Source organism: Burkholderia sp. 22088, assembly GCF_052045915.1.
In the GTDB taxonomy this organism is placed as follows: Bacteria; Pseudomonadota; Gammaproteobacteria; order Burkholderiales; family Burkholderiaceae; genus Burkholderia; species Burkholderia cepacia.
Genome location: NZ_JBQEPY010000023.1, coordinates 107,503 through 123,188, shown reverse-complemented (window position 1 = coordinate 123,188; position 15,686 = coordinate 107,503). Strand labels below are relative to the sequence as shown.

Genomic DNA, 15,686 nt, shown 5'->3' with positions numbered 1-15,686 from the left:
CTCATGAACGCCATTGCAGCATCGACGGACGTCCGCGAGATTCGTCGCGAAGCACTGCGAATCGACGGCGAACGGATTCATCGGGACGCGGTGATCGAAGTGCGCAACCCGTACGACGGCGCGCTGGTCGGCACCGTGCCGAAGGCGACGCTCGACGACGTGCGGCGCGCGTTCGCGGCCGCGCATGCATACCGGCCGGCGCTCACGCGCCACGATCGCGCGGCGATCCTGCGCCGCGCGGCCGACATCGTGCGTGCGCGCACGGCGGAGATCGCGGCGCTGATCACCGCCGAGGCCGGGTTGTGCATCAAGGATTCGACGTACGAGGCGGGCCGCGTGGCCGACGTGCTGACGTTCGGCGCCGGTGAAGTGCTGAAGGACGACGGACAGATCTTCTCGTGCGACCTGACCCCGCACGGCAAGAAGCGCCGCGTGTACACGCAGCGCGATCCGCTGCTCGGCGTGATTTCGGCAATCACGCCGTTCAACCACCCGATGAACCAGGTCGCGCACAAGATCGTGCCGTCCGTCGCGACCAACAACCGGATCGTCGTGAAGCCGTCCGAGAAGGTGCCGCTGTCGTGCTACCTGTTCGCGGACATCCTGTACGAAGCGGGCCTGCCGCCGCAGATGCTGCAGGTGATTACCGGCGACCCGAGGGAAATCGCCGACGAACTGATCACGAACCCGGCGATCGACCTCATCACGTTCACGGGCGGCGTATCGATCGGCAAGTCGATCGCGGCGCGGATGGGCTACCGGCGCGCGGTGCTCGAACTCGGCGGCAACGACCCGATCATCGTGATGGAAGACGCCGATCTCGACGAAGCGAGCACGCTCGCGGTGTCGGGTTCGTACAGGAACTCGGGGCAGCGCTGCACCGCGATCAAGCGGATGCTCGTGCACGAGTCGGTGGCCGATCGCTTCACCGGGCTGGTCGTCGAAAAAACGCGTGCGTGGTCGTACGGCAATCCGGCCGATCCGTCGGTGGACATGGGCACGGTGATCGACGAAGCGGCCGCGAAGTTCTGCGAGCGGCAGGTGAACGACGCGATCGCGCGCGGGGCGCGGCTGCTGGTCGGCAACGTGCGCGACGGCGCGCTGTATTCGCCGACGGTGATCGATCGCGTGACGCCCGACATGCCGCTCGTGAAATACGAGACGTTCGGGCCGGTGTCGCCGATCATGCGTTTCCGCGACATCGACGAAGCGATCAGGATGTCGAACAGCACCGACTATGCGCTGTCGTCGTCGGTGTGCACGAACCGCTTCGATCACATCACGCGCTTCATCACCGAGCTGGAAGTCGGCAGCGTGAACGTGCGCGAAGTGCCGGGCTACCGGCTCGAACTGACGCCGTTCGGCGGCGTGAAGGATTCGGGGCTGGGGTACAAGGAAGGCGTGCAGGAAGCGATGAAGAGCTTCACGAACACGAAGACGTATTCGCTGCCGTGGTAAGCGGTGTGTAAGCCGCGCGCACCGGTTTCGCGGCCGGTGCGCGCGTCGATCGGTGCGTTGAGCGGCGCGTTGATCGACGCGTTATTCGATCGGCTCATATCGATAGCCGATTTGCGTTTTTGCCGTGCCTCGACGCGTCGGTAGAATTCGCGGACTTCTCGAACGGCACGCGCGTGCCGCGGGATCATTCCCTCCAATCATTCGGGGTCCGCACCATGAAAATCCTTCGCTCCATCCTGGTCGTCGCCATGCTGCAGGCCGTTTCGGTCACGAGCGCACTGGCGGCCGACGACCTGTCGCAGATCAAGTCGTCCGGCGTGTTCCGGGTCGGTACCGAAGGGACGTACGCGCCGTTCACGTACCACGACGAGACCGGCAAGCTGACGGGCTTCGACGTCGACATCGCGACCGCGATCGCGCAGCGTCTCGGCGTGAAGCCGCAGTTCGTCGAAGGCAAGTGGGACGGGTTGATCGCGGGCCTCGACGTGAACCGCTACGACGCGGTCGTCAACGAAGTGTCGATCACCGACGCCCGCAAGGCGAAATACGATTTCTCCACGCCGTACATCACGTCGCGCGCGGTGCTGATCGTGCGCGCGGACAACACGACGATCCGCTCGTTCGACGACCTGAAGGGCAAGAAGTCCGCGAACACGCTCACCAGCAATTTCGGCAAGCTCGCGGCCGCGCATGGCGCGGACGTCGTGCCGGTGCAGGGCTTCAACGAATCGATCGACCTGCTGAGCTCGGGGCGCGTCGACGCGACGATCAACGATTCGCTGTCGTACCTCGATTTCCGCAAGCACAAGCCGGACGCGAAACTGAAGATCGCGGCGACCGACGCGGGCGGCGCCAGCGATGCATCGGGCGTGCTGCTGCGCAAGGGCAGCCCCGCGCTGGTGGCCGCGATCGACAAGGCGCTCGCGGACATCAAGGCCGACGGCACCTACGCGAAGATCTCGCAGAAGTATTTCGGCCGCGACGTGTCGCAGCCGTGACGCGAGGCTGAACGATGCCGGCCTGGCTTCACCTGATGGCGGAATCGCTGAAGCCCCTGCTCGTCGCGGGGCTCGTGTTCACGGTTCCGCTCACGCTCGCGTCGTTCGCGATCGGTCTGCTGCTCGCGTTCGGCGCGGCGCTCGTGCGGCTGTTCGGGCCGCGCTGGGCGCAGGCCGCCGTGCGGTTCTACATCTGGCTGTTTCGTGGCTCGCCGCTGCTCGTGCAGCTGTTCGTGATCTTCTACGGCCTGCCGAGCGTCGGCATCGTGCTCGATCCGCTGACGGCCGCCGTGATCGGCTTCTCGCTGAACGTCGGCGCGTACAACGCGGAGGTGATCCGCGGCGTGATCGAATCGATTCCGAAGGGGCAGTGGGAGGCCGCGTACTCGATGGCGATGACGCGCCCGCAGGCGCTGCGCCGCGCGATCCTGCCGCAGGCCGCGCGCGTCGCGCTGCCGGCTTTGTCGAATTCGTTCATTTCGCTGGTGAAGGACACGTCGCTCGCGGCCGTGCTGACCGTGCCGGAGATCTTCCAGGCCGCGCAGCGGATCGCGGCCGTGACCTACGAACCGATGATCCTCTATACGGAAGCCGCGCTGATCTATCTGCTGCTCAGTTCGGTGCTGTCCACGCTGCAGCGTCGCCTCGAAACCCGCTTCGGCCGTCACGCGCTGTTCCAGGCGGAGTTGCGATGATCCGGCTCGAACGCATCGACAAGTCGTTCGGCACGCAGCGCGTGTTGCACGGGATCGACCTCGCCTTGCAGCCCGGCAGCGTGACGGCGCTGATCGGGCCGTCCGGCAGCGGCAAGAGCACGCTGCTGCGTTGCGTGAACCTGCTCGAAGTACCCGAGGCAGGTGCGCTGACGGTCGGCGACGCCCGCATCGACTTCTCGCCGACGCACCGGCCGGCGCGCGATGCCGTGTTCGCGGTGCGCCGCCAGACCGGCATGGTGTTCCAGAACTTTCAGCTGTTTCCGCACCTGAGCGTCGTGCAGAACGTGATGGAAGGGCTCGTCACCGTGCAGCGCTGGCCGCGCGAACGGGCCCGCGAACGCGCGCTCGCGCTGCTCGAGAAGGTCGGTATCGCGAACAAGGCCGACGCGTGGCCCGGCACGCTGTCGGGCGGCCAGCAGCAACGCGTCGCGATCGCACGTGCGCTTGCGCCGTCGCCGCAGGTGCTGCTGTGCGACGAGCCGACGTCGGCACTCGATCCGGAGCTGTCCGTCGAAGTCGTCGAGGTGCTGCGCCAGCTCGCGCGCGAAGGCACGACGATGCTGATGGCGACGCACGACCTGCGCCTGGCCGCGTCGATCGCGCACGACGCGGTGTTTCTCGCGGAAGGGCGCGTGGTCGAGGCCGGTGCATCGCGCGACCTGTTCGGCGACCCGCGCGATCCGCGCACCGCGAAGTTCATCTCGACGCTCGCGCAGGGCGTGCCGGTGTTCTGACGCGGCACGCAACAAGCGACACGCGGTACAGGCGTCGTCAACCTTTCCCTGGCCGGTCGAGCACCGCCGCGACGATCGCTTCCGGCGCATCTTCCTGCACCAGGTGGCCCGCGCGCGGCACCCTGATCAGCTGGCCGCCGGCGATGCGATCGGCCAGCGCCTGCCCCTGTTCGAGCGGAATCCACGCGTCGTCCTCGCCCCACACGATGCGCACCGGAAAGTCCGGTGGCGCATAACGGGCCTCGGCTTCCTCGATGTAGTGCTGGCGCATCTGCGCGATCTGGCGATAGAACGCGGCCTGGCCGGCGGGCGTGAGCCACGGCGCGCGGTAGATCGACAGCGCCTCGTCGCTCAGCGGCCGGGCGACGGCGTTGCCGAGATAGGCCGACACGAGTGCGTGATGCGCATACGCGGGCAATCCGGTGAAGGCGGCTTCGTGCTGCGCGACGTGGCGCACGAACGGCGAACCCTGCGGCGCAATCGCGACCGGGTTCACGAGCGTGAGATCCGCATAGGCGACGCCGTCGAGGAAGTGCGCGCGCAGCACGGTGGCGCCGCCGTAGTCGTGCGCGAGCACGCGCGGTCGCGAAATGTTCCATGCGTCGAGCATCGCGCCGAACAGCGCGTTCTGGCGGCCGAGCGACACGTCCGCATCCGGCATGTCGGATTGACCGTAGCCGAGCAGGTCGTAGAAAAACACGCGATGACGGCGCGCGAGCCACGGTGCGATCCGCCGCCACACCTGCGACGAAAACGGCGTGCCGTGCACGAGCACGAGCGGCGGGCCTTCGCCGAACGTTCCCCAGGCAATCCGGTGGCCTTCGAAAATGAAGCGGTTGGCGAGTTCGAGCATCGGCATCTCCGTGCTAACCTGTTTTGGTTGTTAACAGGTTACTCCGGATCGTCCGGGTGTGAAACCGATAGGTGAAAATAAATGGTTACTCGACACGAACCCGTGCGACATGCGCATGAATGGGGGGCAGCCGATTTTGTCGGCGGCCATCCGGCGCTCGACTTCCTCAACACGGTGGCCGACACGGGCAAGACGCGCGACGCGGACAAGTTCGTCGACTGGCCGGCCGTGCATGCGTGGGCGGAGCGATCGGGGTTGCTGGCGCCGGCCGATCTGGCGCGGCTTCTGCGTCATGCGCGGCAGGACGACGCCGACGCACTGGTCGCGCTGCATCGCTTTCGCGAGGAGGCCTACACCGCGATCGCACACCTGGCGGCCGGAAGTGGCGGCACTGCCGGCGCGCGCGCGGCGGGCCGGCTCGCCGTTGCGATCCGCGAGGCGATCGGGCGCAGCGCGTTCGATGCGGTCGACGGCCGGTTCGCGTGGCGGCCCGACGCGCGCGTCGCGTCGCGCTGGGTCGACGCGGCCGCACTCGGGTTCGAGCATCTGCTGCGCAGCGACGATTTTGCGCGCGTGCGCCAGTGCGGCCGTTGCACGTGGTTCTTCGTCGATCGCGGGCGCGGCGTCGGGCGGCGCTGGTGCGACATGCGCACCTGCGGGAACCGCGCGAAAGTGGAGGCGTTCAGGGAGCGGTGACGCGCGCGCCGAGCCGGTCGTCGTGCCGCGCGGTGCGCGGCCGGCACGTGAACGTCAAGGCGCGGCTTCGTGCGGCGGATGTTCCGGCCACAGCGTCGCGGCGATGAACAGCCCGGCCGCGAGGAACGGCGCGCCGATCGCGAACAGGATGGCCGTGAGGCCCCAGTGATCCCAGAAGCGGTCGACCACCGCGCGCTCGGGTGTGACGGGGTCGTACAGCACGTTGACCGCTTCGCCTTCGTGCAGTCCCGGATGCGACGACGCCGAACCCTGCGCGAACTTGATCTGGCGTCCGCTGTCGGTCGTGAACGCGACGATCGCCGAATACAGCGACGTGCGCGCGCGGGGCGAGTGCGCGTTTTTCGCGATCTCGACGACATGGCCGGTGGAACGCGCATAGTGGTGGATGACCTGCCACTGGCGCAGGCCGGCCGCACCGGCGCCGGCGATGAAGCCCGTGCCGATCGCGATCGGAATCAGCACGATCGCGATATCCCAGCGGCTGCGCACGTGCTTGCGGGCGCGGCGGGCCGGCGGCGGGGCGGACGACCGGCGGCGGCGCTCACCGGCGATCAGCAGGCCGCCGATCGCGAACGATGCGATGGCGAGCAGCGCCGGCACGATCGCCGGAAACCAGCGTTGCGCGAAATCGTCGATCAGCGCGGGGCGTTCGGGGTGGCCGGGGTCGAGCCATACCTCGACGTTCTCGCCGATGTCGTAGGCGGGGACGGTCGATGCGGTATTGCCGGCGACTTCGCGGCGCTGGCCGTCGTTCGCGAGGTACGCGACGATCGGCCGGTACGCGCGCATCGCGTCGCTGTCCTGCACGATGCGCACGACCGTGCCCGGTGCGCGGACCAGCTGGCCGGTCGCCTGCCCGGCCGTCACGGCGAGCATGCCGGCCAGTACGAGCAGCACGACGCCGAGCGCCATCGCGACGAGTGCGTCCCTACCCGGCATGACCGGATCCGGTTCTTCGTGCTTCGCACTGCGGATTCCGGCTTGATAGGGGGGATGGCGTGACCCGCCGAACCGGCCGATATCGGCGCAACCAGGCCCTCTGAATGGTCGCGTCCCGTTCACATGCTTCCATGTCTGACGTCCCATGCTCTCTCAGTGCCGACGGGCGAATGACAGTGCCTGCGCCGGTCGTGTGATATTTGTCGGACGATTCTAGCGGAAACGATGCGGAAGATGGGTGCGCTCGCGTACCGCGAGGGGCGCGCAACGCGAAGCGAGGCGGCGTAAATGAAAAACGGCAGGAAAGCGGCGTAAACGGAAAAGGCCGGTCAGCTTGCGCTGACCGGCCCTTGAAATTCCTGGTGGGGCGTGAGTGACTCGAACACTCGACCTACGGATTAAGAGTCCGCTGCTCTACCAACTGAGCTAACGCCCCCAACAGAAGAAAGATTATGCACGAGCATTTCAGGCTTGGCAAGTCCTTTCTGCAAATTTCCTGAGAATATTTCGTCACGACAACGGTGGCTGCCGGCCCGATAACGAGCGATCGCAGTTTTCGTGCTCCCGGTATGATGACGCCACACGTGTTGCGCGGCGGTCGCGCAACGCTTTCTGGGCTTTCGAAGATGGACGAAAACGCAGTCCGCGAATTGCTGGATCGCCTGCTGGCCCCCTGGGTCCGCTCGCTCGGTCTGGTCCCCGTGTCGATCGGCGACGACAGCGTCACGCTGCGCCTGCCGTTTTCCGGCGAATTCCGCCATTCGGGCGGTGTGATCTGCGGCCAGGTGTTCACGGCGGCCGCCGATACCGCGATGGTGGTCGCGATCTCGGCCGCGCTCGGCGAGTTCCGGCCGATGACGACCGTGTCGTTGAACACGAACTTCATGCGTCCCGTGCGCAAGGGCGACGTGCTCGTCACCGCGCGCGTGCTGCGGATGGGCCGCAATCTCGTATTCGGCGAAGTCGAGCTGTTCGACGAAGACGGCAAGATGGCCGTTCACGCGACGTCGACCTACGCGCTCGTCAGCTGAGCGGCGCGATGTTCGACCAGATCGTCTTTGCGGGCGGCGGCAATCGCTGCTGGTGGCAGGCCGGCTTCTGGGACGTCGCACAGCCGGCGCTCGGCCTGCGCCCGCGCGTGATCACCGGTATCTCGGCCGGCGCGGCAACCGCCTGCATGCTGTATACACGCGACGCCGCCTGGGTGATGCGCTATTACGAAGAGGCGCTGCGCCACAACCGGAAGAACGCGTACTGGGGCAACCTGTTCGGGCGTGAGCCCGTGTTTCCGCATTACCGGATTTACCGTCAGGCGCTGCTCGACATCTACGGCGAACCGTTCGCGAAGCTTGCCGCGGCGCCGGAGATCCGCATCGGCGTGTCGCATGTGCCGCGCTGGCTCGGTGCGCGCAGCGCAGTCGCCGCCGGTCTCGTCGCGTACAACATCGAGAAGTACGTGCGCAAGACGCTGCACCCGACGCTCGGGCGCACGCTCGGTTTTCGGCCCGAATTCGTGCGTGCGCAGGCCTGCACGCAAGTCGAGGAACTCGCCGACCTGATCCTGCAGTCGTCCTGCACGCCGCCGTTCACGCCGGTGCTGCGCCGCGGCGGCCGGCCGGTGCTCGACGGCGGGATGGTCGACAACGTGCCGGTCGACGCGCTCGACCCGACGCCGGGCGACGTGCTGGTGCTCGTCACGCGGCTGTATCCGCGCCCGCAGATGTTCACGGTCGCGCATGGCGAGCAGCGTCGGCTGTACGTCCAGCCTTCGAGCAAGGTGCCGATTTCGAGTTGGGATTACACGAGCCCGTCGCAGATGCGGCATGCGTACGATCTCGGTCGGCGCGACGGCGAGCATTTCCTCACGCGCGTCGACGCGATGACGGGCGGCCGCGTGGCCGCCTGACGATCGGGAACGGAGGTGCGGGGCCGCGCGGCGTGCGCAGCCCGCGCGGTCAGCGCTTGCGGATCGGCGTCAGCGCTTCCGGGTTGGCAACGCTCGACATGTCGCCGTCGTCGAACGCGAGGATGTTGCGGAACGCCGCGCTGAAGTAGAGCTCGTAGCTTTCGCGCTCGACGTAGCCGATGTGCGGCGTGCAGATCACGTTTTCCATTCGCAGCAGGCTGTAGCCCTGCAGGATCGGCTCGCTCTCGAACACGTCGATCGCGACCATCCCCGGACGGTTGTGCGACAGTGCGTTGACCAGTGCGTTTTCCTCGAGCAGTTCGGCGCGGCTCGTGTTGACGAGCAGCGACGTCGGCTTCATCCGCATCAGGTCTTCCTGCTTCACGATCCCGCGCGTGTCGTCATGCATGCGCAGGTGCAGCGACAGCACGTCGCTCTGCTCGAACAGCGCTTCGCGGCTTTCGGCGGCCGTATAGCCGTCGGCGCGCGCGGCCTCGAGCGAATGCTCGCGGCCCCAGATCAGCACGTTCATCCCGAACGCCTTGCCGTAGCCGGCGACGAGCCGGCCGATCTTGCCGTAGCCCCAGATGCCGAGCGTCTGGCCGCGCAGCACCTGGCCGAGGCCGAAGTTCGGCGGCATGGCCGATGTCTTCAGGCCCGACTGCTGCCAGGCGCCCTGCTTCAGGTTCGCGACGTACTGAGGAATGCGGCGCTGGGCGGCCATCACGAGCGCCCAGGTCAGCTCGGCAGGGGCGACCGGCGAGCCCGTGCCTTCGAGCACCGCGATGCCGCGGTCGGTACAGGCTTCGAGATCGATGTGGCTCGACACGCGGCCGGTCTGGCTGATCATGCGCAGGTTCGGCAGCTTCGCGAGCAGTTGCGACGAAATCGGGGTCCGTTCGCGAATCAGCACGAGCGCCTCGACTTCCGCCAGACGGCTGGCGAGTTGTCCCAATCCGCGCACCGTATTGTTGAAGACCTTCACGTCGTGGCCGGCAAGCATCTCGAAGCAGTTCAGCTTGCGGACGGCGTCCTGGTAGTCGTCGAGGATGGCAATTTTCATGATGAGCGGGTGTCGCGCGTTGAAAGCGGCGGCGGCGGCGGCGCACCTCGCGCACCCGTCCCGCCCGGCCGGGGCCGACATGATGCTATGTCAGCCGCCTTCGTGGTGTCTTTTTAACAGGTTGTTACGCTCCGCCGCAATTGGCGGCGGCCTGACCCGGCGCCGCTCGCGGGAAGGGCAGAAGGGTGCGCTGTTGTGTCGCATCAAATACGTCCTTCCTGATTCGGCCGCTTACACGACGAGGTTCACCCAATTGTTGTCCCAATCGGAATAATTGGATCAACTATCCGCAGAGGGCGAGGATTTTTGACTATTTTTATCGTCAACCGGGGCCTTGTTGAGCAACTCTGCATCATTTCCGCTGTCGTAGGAGAATTACGCATTTGCTTCATCTTTTTGAAGTTGTAACAGCGGCAGGAGTCGTTTATGGATCATTTGCAGTCGATGCGCGTGTTCGTCAAGGTTGCAGATCTCGGCAGTTTCGCGCGGGCCGCGAGTGCAATGGATATCTCCAACGCGGTCGCGACGCGTCACGTCGCCGATCTGGAGGGCAGGCTCGGCACGCGTTTGCTGAACCGCACCACGCGCAGCCTTTCCCTGACGGAGTCAGGCCAGGTCTATCTGGAGCGTGCCCGCCAGATCCTCGATGAGCTGGAAGACGTCGAGCAGATGGTCGTCGCGCGCAATCACGAGCCGGTCGGCACGCTGCGCATCGTCGCGCCGGTCGTGTTCGGCCTGCATAACCTCGCGCCCGTGTTGCAGTCGTACACGGAGAATTTCCCGAAAGTGGTGCCGGATCTCACGCTGGTCGACCGGCAGGTCGATCTGGTCGAGGAAGGTTTCGATGTCGGCATCGTCGTCACGCGCCAGATGCGCAGCGCGAGCATCGTCACGCGGCGCCTGACCACCGGCTGCATGACCGTGTGCGCGACGCCGAGCTATCTGGAGAAGCACGGCGTGCCGACCCATCCGGAGCATCTTGCCGAGCATCCGAGCCTGAGCCTGCCGACCGAATACTGGGGCGACGAGCGTGTGTTCACGGGACAGGACGGCGAAGTGCGTGTGCGCCCGACCAACGTGATTGTCGCGAACAACACCGCGATGCTGCGCCAGTTCGCGCTGCTCGGGATGGGTGTCGCGATCCTGCCGAGTTACCTGATCGGCAGCGACATCGCGCGCGGTGCGCTCGTGCGGTTGCTGCCGGATTTCCGGCTGCCGCAGGTCGAGATCAACATCGCTTACCCGAGCCGGCGCCATCTGCCCGCGAAGGTGCGCACGTTCATCGACCACCTCGTCGAGCATTTCAGCCACGCGACCGACGCGACGATGGGTGAGCAGTGGGCCGCGCAGAGCTCCGCGCTCGCGCCGATCGGTGTCGAGACGCGTGCCGAGCAACCGGAATCGGCCGACCCGAACCTGTCGCCGCGCCTGCCGCGTTCGCCGCGCACGCGCGTCGCGGCGCCGTCGCCGCTGTAACGGCGCGACGGCCGGGGCGGCCGGGCGTCGGTTACCGCCGGCACAAAGAAAAAACGCGGATCGAGCAGTCGATCCGCGTTTTTTTATAGCTGCCTGCCGAAGCAGGACGCGCCGGGAGAAAGCCCGTCCCGGCGTCCAGGCTGTTACGAGCCCGTCTTGCGGGCCGTCGTCTTGCGAGCCGCCGTCTTGGTGGCTGCAGTCTTCGCGGCGGTCTTGCGAGCCGGTGCCGGTTTCTCTTCTGCACCTTCCGTCACGGTTTCGGCATCCTTCGTCGCCGATTTCGCGGTCTTTTTCGCGGCGGCAGCCTTCGGTTCCTTCTTCTCGAACTCGAAGCCGATCTTGCCGTCCGGCTGCTTCACGAGGAACGCCTTGAAGTTGCGGCCGGTGCGCGACGACTTGAAGTTCGGCAGCAGATCCGTGCGGCCGTCGGCCAACAGCTTGCCCATCTGCTCGCGCGTGATTTCCTGCTGCAGGATCACCTTGCCCGAGCGGAAGTCGCACGTCTTCGGGTTGGCCACCGAGTGCTCGCACACGTAGCTCATCCCGTGCTCGAACACGCGGCCCTTGCACTTCGGGCACGCGCCGACCGGCTCCTGCGTCGAGAAGTCGGGCGCCTCGCCTTCCTCGCCGCCCGTATCCTGGCCGAAATCGAACTCGAGCTTGTAGTTCTTCGTCTCGTCGTCGAACGAGAGCTTCAGGATCGCCGAGAACGGGCGGCCCATCTTGCTGCGGAATCCGGAAAGCGGACCGATCGTCTTTTCCCGCAGCAGCTCCTCGACTTCCGCGATCTCGAATTGCCGGCTGCCCGGGATCTTCGAGATCGAGAACTCGCACTTCGTGCACGCGAAGCGGCGGTAGTTTTCCTTCACCTGGCCGCCGCAGTTCGGACACGGCGTCTCGAGCGTCGCGTAATCGCCGGGGATCGTGTCGGAATCGTATTCCTTCGCGCGCTTGACGATCTGCTGCGTCATGCGGGCGATTTCCTGCATGAAGGCGTCGCGCCCGAGGTTGCCGCGCTCCATCTGCGACAGCTTGTATTCCCATTCGCCGGTGAGCTCCGGCGCGGTCAGTTCCTTCACGCCGAGCCCGCGCAGCAGCGTCATCAGCTGGAATGCCTTCGCGGTCGGGATCAGTTCGCGGCCTTCACGCACGAGGTACTTTTCGCCTAGCAGGCCTTCGATGATCGCCGCACGCGTGGCCGGCGTGCCGAGGCCCTTCGCGGCCATGGCTTCGCGCAGTTCGTCGTCCTCGACGAGCTTGCCCGCGCCTTCCATCGCGGACAGCAGCGTCGCTTCCGAATAGCGTGCGGGCGGCTTCGTGACGAGCGCGACGGCGGCGATTTCGTCCGTCTTCACCTTCTCGTCCTTCTGCACCGGCACGAGGTTCGCATCCGCGCCTTCGGCGTCGCGGCCGTACACCTGCAGCCAGCCCGGCTCGACGAGCACCTTGCCTTCGGTCTTGAAGTGATGGCCGGCGACTTCGGTGATCCGCGTCGTGACACGGAATTCGGCGGCCGGGAAGAACACGGCGAGGAAGCGCTTCACGACCATGTCGTACAGCTTCTGCTCCGGCTCGGACAGCGACTTCGGTGCCTGCAGCGTCGGGATGATTGCGAAGTGGTCGCTGATCTTCGAGTTGTCGAAGATGCGCTTGTTCGGCTTCACCCAGCCCTTGTCGAGCACCTGCTTCGCATGCGGCAGGTAGTTGTGGCTCTCCTTGAGCATCTCGAGCGTGGACTGGACCGTCGACAGATAGTCTTCCGGCAGCGCGCGCGCGTCGGTACGCGGGTAGGTCAGCACCTTGTGCTTTTCATACAGCGCCTGCGCGAGACCGAGCGTGTTCTTCGCGGAGAAGCCAAAGCGGCTGTTCGCTTCGCGCTGCAGGCTCGTCAGGTCGAACAGTAGCGGCGACAGTTGGGTCGACGGCTTCGATTCCTCCGAGACCGTGCCGACCTGGTCGCGGCACGCGGCGACGATCGTTTCGGCGGCCGGCAGGCTCCACAGGCGGGAGTCGCGCTTTTCCGGATCGAATTCGTCGCGCTTGAATTTCGGGTCGAACCACTTGCCTTCGTAGAAGCCGCCCGCGCACGCGAATTCCGCCTTCACTTCCCAGTAGTCGCGCGGGATGAAGCGGCGGATTTTCTCTTCGCGTTCGACGACGATCGACAGCGTTGGCGTCTGAACGCGGCCAACTGTCGTCAGGAAGAAGCCGCCGCCCTTGCTGTTGAACGCGGTCATCGCGCGGGTGCCGTTGATCCCGACGAGCCAGTCGGCTTCCGAGCGGCAGCGTGCGGCGTCGGCGAGCGGTTGCATGTCGGTGTCGCTGCGCAGGTTCGCGAAGCCGTCGCGGATCGCCTGCGGGGTCATCGACTGCAGCCACAGGCGCTGGACCGGCTGCTTCGCCTTCGCGTGCTGCGCGATCAGACGGAAAATCAGTTCGCCCTCGCGCCCCGCGTCACATGCGTTGATCAGGCGGTCGACGTCCTTGCGCTTCATCAGCTTCGTGAGCACCTTGAGGCGCGACTCGCTTTTTGCGATCGGGTTCAGGTCGAAATGCGGGGGGATGACGGGCAGATGCGCGAAGCTCCATTTCCCGCGCTTGACCTCGTACTCTTCCGGGGCGGCGATTTCCAGCAAGTGGCCGACAGCGGACGAAAGGACGAAATCGTCGCTCTCGTAATACTCGTCATGCTTGGTAAAGCCGCCCAAAGCGCGTGCGATGTCGTTCGCGACAGAAGGCTTTTCCGCAATGATCAGTGCTTTGGACATGACAGGTGTGTGTTGGTAGACCGGGTTCGCCGGTTGTGGGTCCCTTTAACGACCGCTTTATAGCACACGCCGACGCGACGGCGGCTCGGCGTGCAAAAAGCGGCTCATCATAGAGGGGGCCTGCAACGGCGGCAAGCGCCCGGCGCGGCGGCGCGCGCAAACGGGCGCAAAACCACCGGGCCGGCTCGTGAATTCAGGCTTCGACGGTCAGGACGTTGCGCAATTTCGGTGCGTGCGGCGCACCGGGTACCGCACTCAGGTCGGACAGCATCCGCTCGACGATTGCCGCATGCGGCAGCACCGTGCCGAAGAAACGTGCGGTGTGGGTATCTTCGATCAGGATCGTCGGGAAGTTCTCGACGTCGAGATCGTCGAGCTGGTCGGCATGCGTTTCGATGTCGATCCAGGCGAAGCAGGCGTCCGGATGCGCGTCGGCGAGCTGGTCGAAGGCCGTCCGGTAGTCGCGGCACGTGCCGCACCACTCGGCGCACAGGCAGGCGACGAGCAACGTGCCGGGATCGGCGAGGCGCTCGGCGATCCGATCCGCATCGGTGTCGAGGTTCAGCGCGGGCATGGATTTCCTTGGATATCGTCGGCGGCTTGGCCGCCCCTATGCGGGGGAATGTAGCACGCCGTGCGCGGCCGGGGTGGGCGCTGCGTCAAGGCGCGCGAAGCGTCCGCCGGGGACGCTCGCGACGCGACCGGCCAGCTCGAGCGCCAGCAGCGCGCCGTGCAGCACGTCGTCGGCGAGGCCGCTGTGTTCGGCGAGCCATTCGTAGGTGACGGGGCCGTATCCCAGTGCGGCGAGTACGGCCTGTTCGGACGGGCAGTGGGGTAGCGCCGGCGATGCTTCGACTCGCGCCGGCGGGCCGGCTGCAACGAGCGGATCGGCCTGCATGACGCCGGCAGCCTCGGTTCCGCGGAGGTTGGCGGCGCTGGCGAGCTGATTTCCGGTGCACGATGCATCGCCCGCCGCGTGAACAGCCGGTTCGCCCAGCCCGTACTCCTCGAGCACGTCGAGCGGCGCCGCCGTCAGCTTCGCGCCGTCGCGGATCAGTGCGTGGCAGCCCTGCGCGAGCGGCGCGTGGATCGAGCCCGGCATCGCGAACACATCGCGCCCCAGTTCGTTCGCGAGCCGCGCGGTGATCAGCGAGCCGGAGCGCGGGGCGGCCTCGACGACGAGTACGCCGATCGCGAGCGCGGCGATCAGCCGGTTGCGTTGCGGGAAGTGTGCGGCGCGGGCTGGTGTGCCGAGCGGCCATTCCGACACGATCGCGCCGTGAGCGGCGATTTCGTGGGCGAGCGCACGGTGTCGCGCCGGATAGACGAGATCGGCGCCGGTCGCGATCACCGCGACCGTGCCTGACCGGCCGTCGAGCCCGCCGCGATGCGCGGCGCCGTCGATTCCGAGCGCGAGGCCCGACACGACCGGAAGCCCGGTGTCGGACAGCTCGCGGGCGAAGCGCGTCGCGTCGGCGAGACCCTGCGGCGTCGCGTGGCGGCTGCCGACCACGGCGAGACCGCGCGCGTGCAGCAGGTCGAGACGGCCCTTTACATATAGCAGCGGCGGCGGATCGTGCAGGTCGCGCAGCCGCGGCGGGTAGGCCGGATCGTTGAGCGTGACGAGCGCGTTGCCCGGCGCGTCGAGCCAGGCGAGCACGGCGTCGGTGCGCGCGTCGAGGTCGCCGCGCTCGCTCGCGCGCACGGCCTGGGCCGCGGCGGGGCTGGTTGCGGCGGCGATCGCCTGGCCGGACGCGCGCAGCAGCGCATCCGGCGAGCCGAACGCGTCGAGCAGTGCCTGCAGCACGGCGGGTGCGAGGCCGGGCGCATGCGCGAGCTGCAGCCACGCACGCAGCGCGGAGGTGGTCAGCACTTGCGGCGACATGAGGCGCTCCTCGAATGCGGCGGCCAGCGGACCGCGTGGCGCCATGATAAAATTTTCATCATCCGAAATACTCGACAGGGCCGCGCGCGCAGGCGCCCGGCCAATTGCAGGAGGCGTGATCCGCGGCATTGATTCGCCGCGCGTCCGCCTCATCTTCATTGCATCCCGGCGGC

Annotated in this window: 14 protein-coding genes and 1 tRNA gene; 8 read left to right on the top strand and 7 right to left on the bottom strand. The window is 66.8% G+C overall.

Annotated elements, in window-relative coordinates:
- The first annotated feature begins 3 nt into the window (after window positions 1-3).
- From phnY to ACTJLD_RS35300, 4 genes are all read left to right on the top strand, one after another.
- Window positions 4-1,458: a phosphonoacetaldehyde dehydrogenase gene (phnY, locus tag ACTJLD_RS35315; RefSeq protein WP_440661036.1), complete on the top strand. Its 1,455-nt coding sequence runs from the start codon at window positions 4-6 to the stop codon at window positions 1,456-1,458.
- 215 nt (window positions 1,459-1,673) lie between these two features.
- A complete protein-coding gene (locus tag ACTJLD_RS35310; RefSeq protein ID WP_048025642.1) occupies window positions 1,674-2,456 on the top strand; it encodes an amino acid ABC transporter substrate-binding protein in 783 nt (260 codons plus the stop codon).
- A gap of 14 nt (window positions 2,457-2,470) precedes the next feature.
- Window positions 2,471-3,151: an amino acid ABC transporter permease gene (locus tag ACTJLD_RS35305; protein ID WP_027788824.1), complete on the top strand. Its 681-nt coding sequence runs from the start codon at window positions 2,471-2,473 to the stop codon at window positions 3,149-3,151.
- A complete protein-coding gene (locus ACTJLD_RS35300) occupies window positions 3,148-3,906 on the top strand; it encodes an amino acid ABC transporter ATP-binding protein (RefSeq protein WP_060174258.1) in 759 nt (252 codons plus the stop codon). Before ACTJLD_RS35305 ends, ACTJLD_RS35300 begins: the two co-directional genes overlap by 4 nt.
- A gap of 37 nt (window positions 3,907-3,943) precedes the next feature.
- Here ACTJLD_RS35300 and ACTJLD_RS35295 read toward each other — a convergent pair whose 3' ends face one another.
- Window positions 3,944-4,759, bottom strand: a complete 816-nt coding sequence (locus ACTJLD_RS35295; RefSeq protein ID WP_060197778.1) for an alpha/beta fold hydrolase — start codon at window positions 4,757-4,759, stop codon at window positions 3,944-3,946.
- Between the two features lie 81 nt (window positions 4,760-4,840).
- Here ACTJLD_RS35295 and ACTJLD_RS35290 point away from each other — a divergent pair, with 81 nt between their 5' ends.
- Window positions 4,841-5,455, top strand: a complete 615-nt coding sequence (locus tag ACTJLD_RS35290) for a CGNR zinc finger domain-containing protein (RefSeq protein WP_226255959.1) — start codon at window positions 4,841-4,843, stop codon at window positions 5,453-5,455.
- 54 nt (window positions 5,456-5,509) lie between these two features.
- On the opposite strand, the gene ACTJLD_RS35285 is transcribed toward ACTJLD_RS35290, so the two are convergent.
- Window positions 5,510-6,562, bottom strand: a complete 1,053-nt coding sequence (locus ACTJLD_RS35285) for a DUF3592 domain-containing protein (protein ID WP_440661032.1) — start codon at window positions 6,560-6,562, stop codon at window positions 5,510-5,512.
- Between the two features lie 213 nt (window positions 6,563-6,775).
- A tRNA-Lys gene (locus ACTJLD_RS35280) sits at window positions 6,776-6,851 on the bottom strand.
- A 190-nt stretch (window positions 6,852-7,041) separates the two neighbouring features.
- Here ACTJLD_RS35280 and ACTJLD_RS35275 point away from each other — a divergent pair.
- Entirely contained in the window at window positions 7,042-7,446 is a 405-nt protein-coding gene (locus ACTJLD_RS35275) for a PaaI family thioesterase (RefSeq protein WP_027785770.1), read from the top strand.
- 8 nt (window positions 7,447-7,454) lie between these two features.
- On the top strand, window positions 7,455-8,321 hold the full coding sequence (locus ACTJLD_RS35270) for a patatin-like phospholipase family protein (RefSeq protein ID WP_021159859.1): 867 nt from the start codon (window positions 7,455-7,457) through the stop codon (window positions 8,319-8,321).
- Between the two features lie 49 nt (window positions 8,322-8,370).
- Here the strand turns inward: ACTJLD_RS35270 and ACTJLD_RS35265 are convergent, their stop codons facing one another.
- Window positions 8,371-9,384, bottom strand: coding sequence for a D-2-hydroxyacid dehydrogenase family protein (locus ACTJLD_RS35265; protein WP_027788844.1), 1,014 nt, complete (start codon window positions 9,382-9,384; stop codon window positions 8,371-8,373).
- 426 nt (window positions 9,385-9,810) lie between these two features.
- Between ACTJLD_RS35265 and ACTJLD_RS35260 the strand changes: the two genes are divergently transcribed.
- A complete protein-coding gene (locus tag ACTJLD_RS35260; protein WP_027788845.1) occupies window positions 9,811-10,860 on the top strand; it encodes a LysR family transcriptional regulator in 1,050 nt (349 codons plus the stop codon).
- 143 nt (window positions 10,861-11,003) lie between these two features.
- Here the strand turns inward: ACTJLD_RS35260 and ACTJLD_RS35255 are convergent, their stop codons facing one another.
- The 3 genes from ACTJLD_RS35255 to dprA all read right to left on the bottom strand — a co-directional run bounded on the left by ACTJLD_RS35255 (window position 11,004) and on the right by dprA (window position 15,558).
- Window positions 11,004-13,628 carry a DNA topoisomerase III gene (locus tag ACTJLD_RS35255; RefSeq protein WP_060174254.1) on the bottom strand — a complete coding sequence of 875 codons (2,625 nt, stop codon included), beginning with the start codon at window positions 13,626-13,628 and terminating at the stop codon, window positions 11,004-11,006.
- 193 nt (window positions 13,629-13,821) lie between these two features.
- A complete protein-coding gene (locus tag ACTJLD_RS35250; protein WP_021159864.1) occupies window positions 13,822-14,202 on the bottom strand; it encodes a thioredoxin family protein in 381 nt (126 codons plus the stop codon).
- A 36-nt stretch (window positions 14,203-14,238) separates the two neighbouring features.
- On the bottom strand, window positions 14,239-15,558 hold the full coding sequence (gene dprA / locus ACTJLD_RS35245; RefSeq protein ID WP_440661028.1) for a DNA-processing protein DprA: 1,320 nt from the start codon (window positions 15,556-15,558) through the stop codon (window positions 14,239-14,241).
- Between the last annotated feature and the right edge of the window lie 128 nt (window positions 15,559-15,686).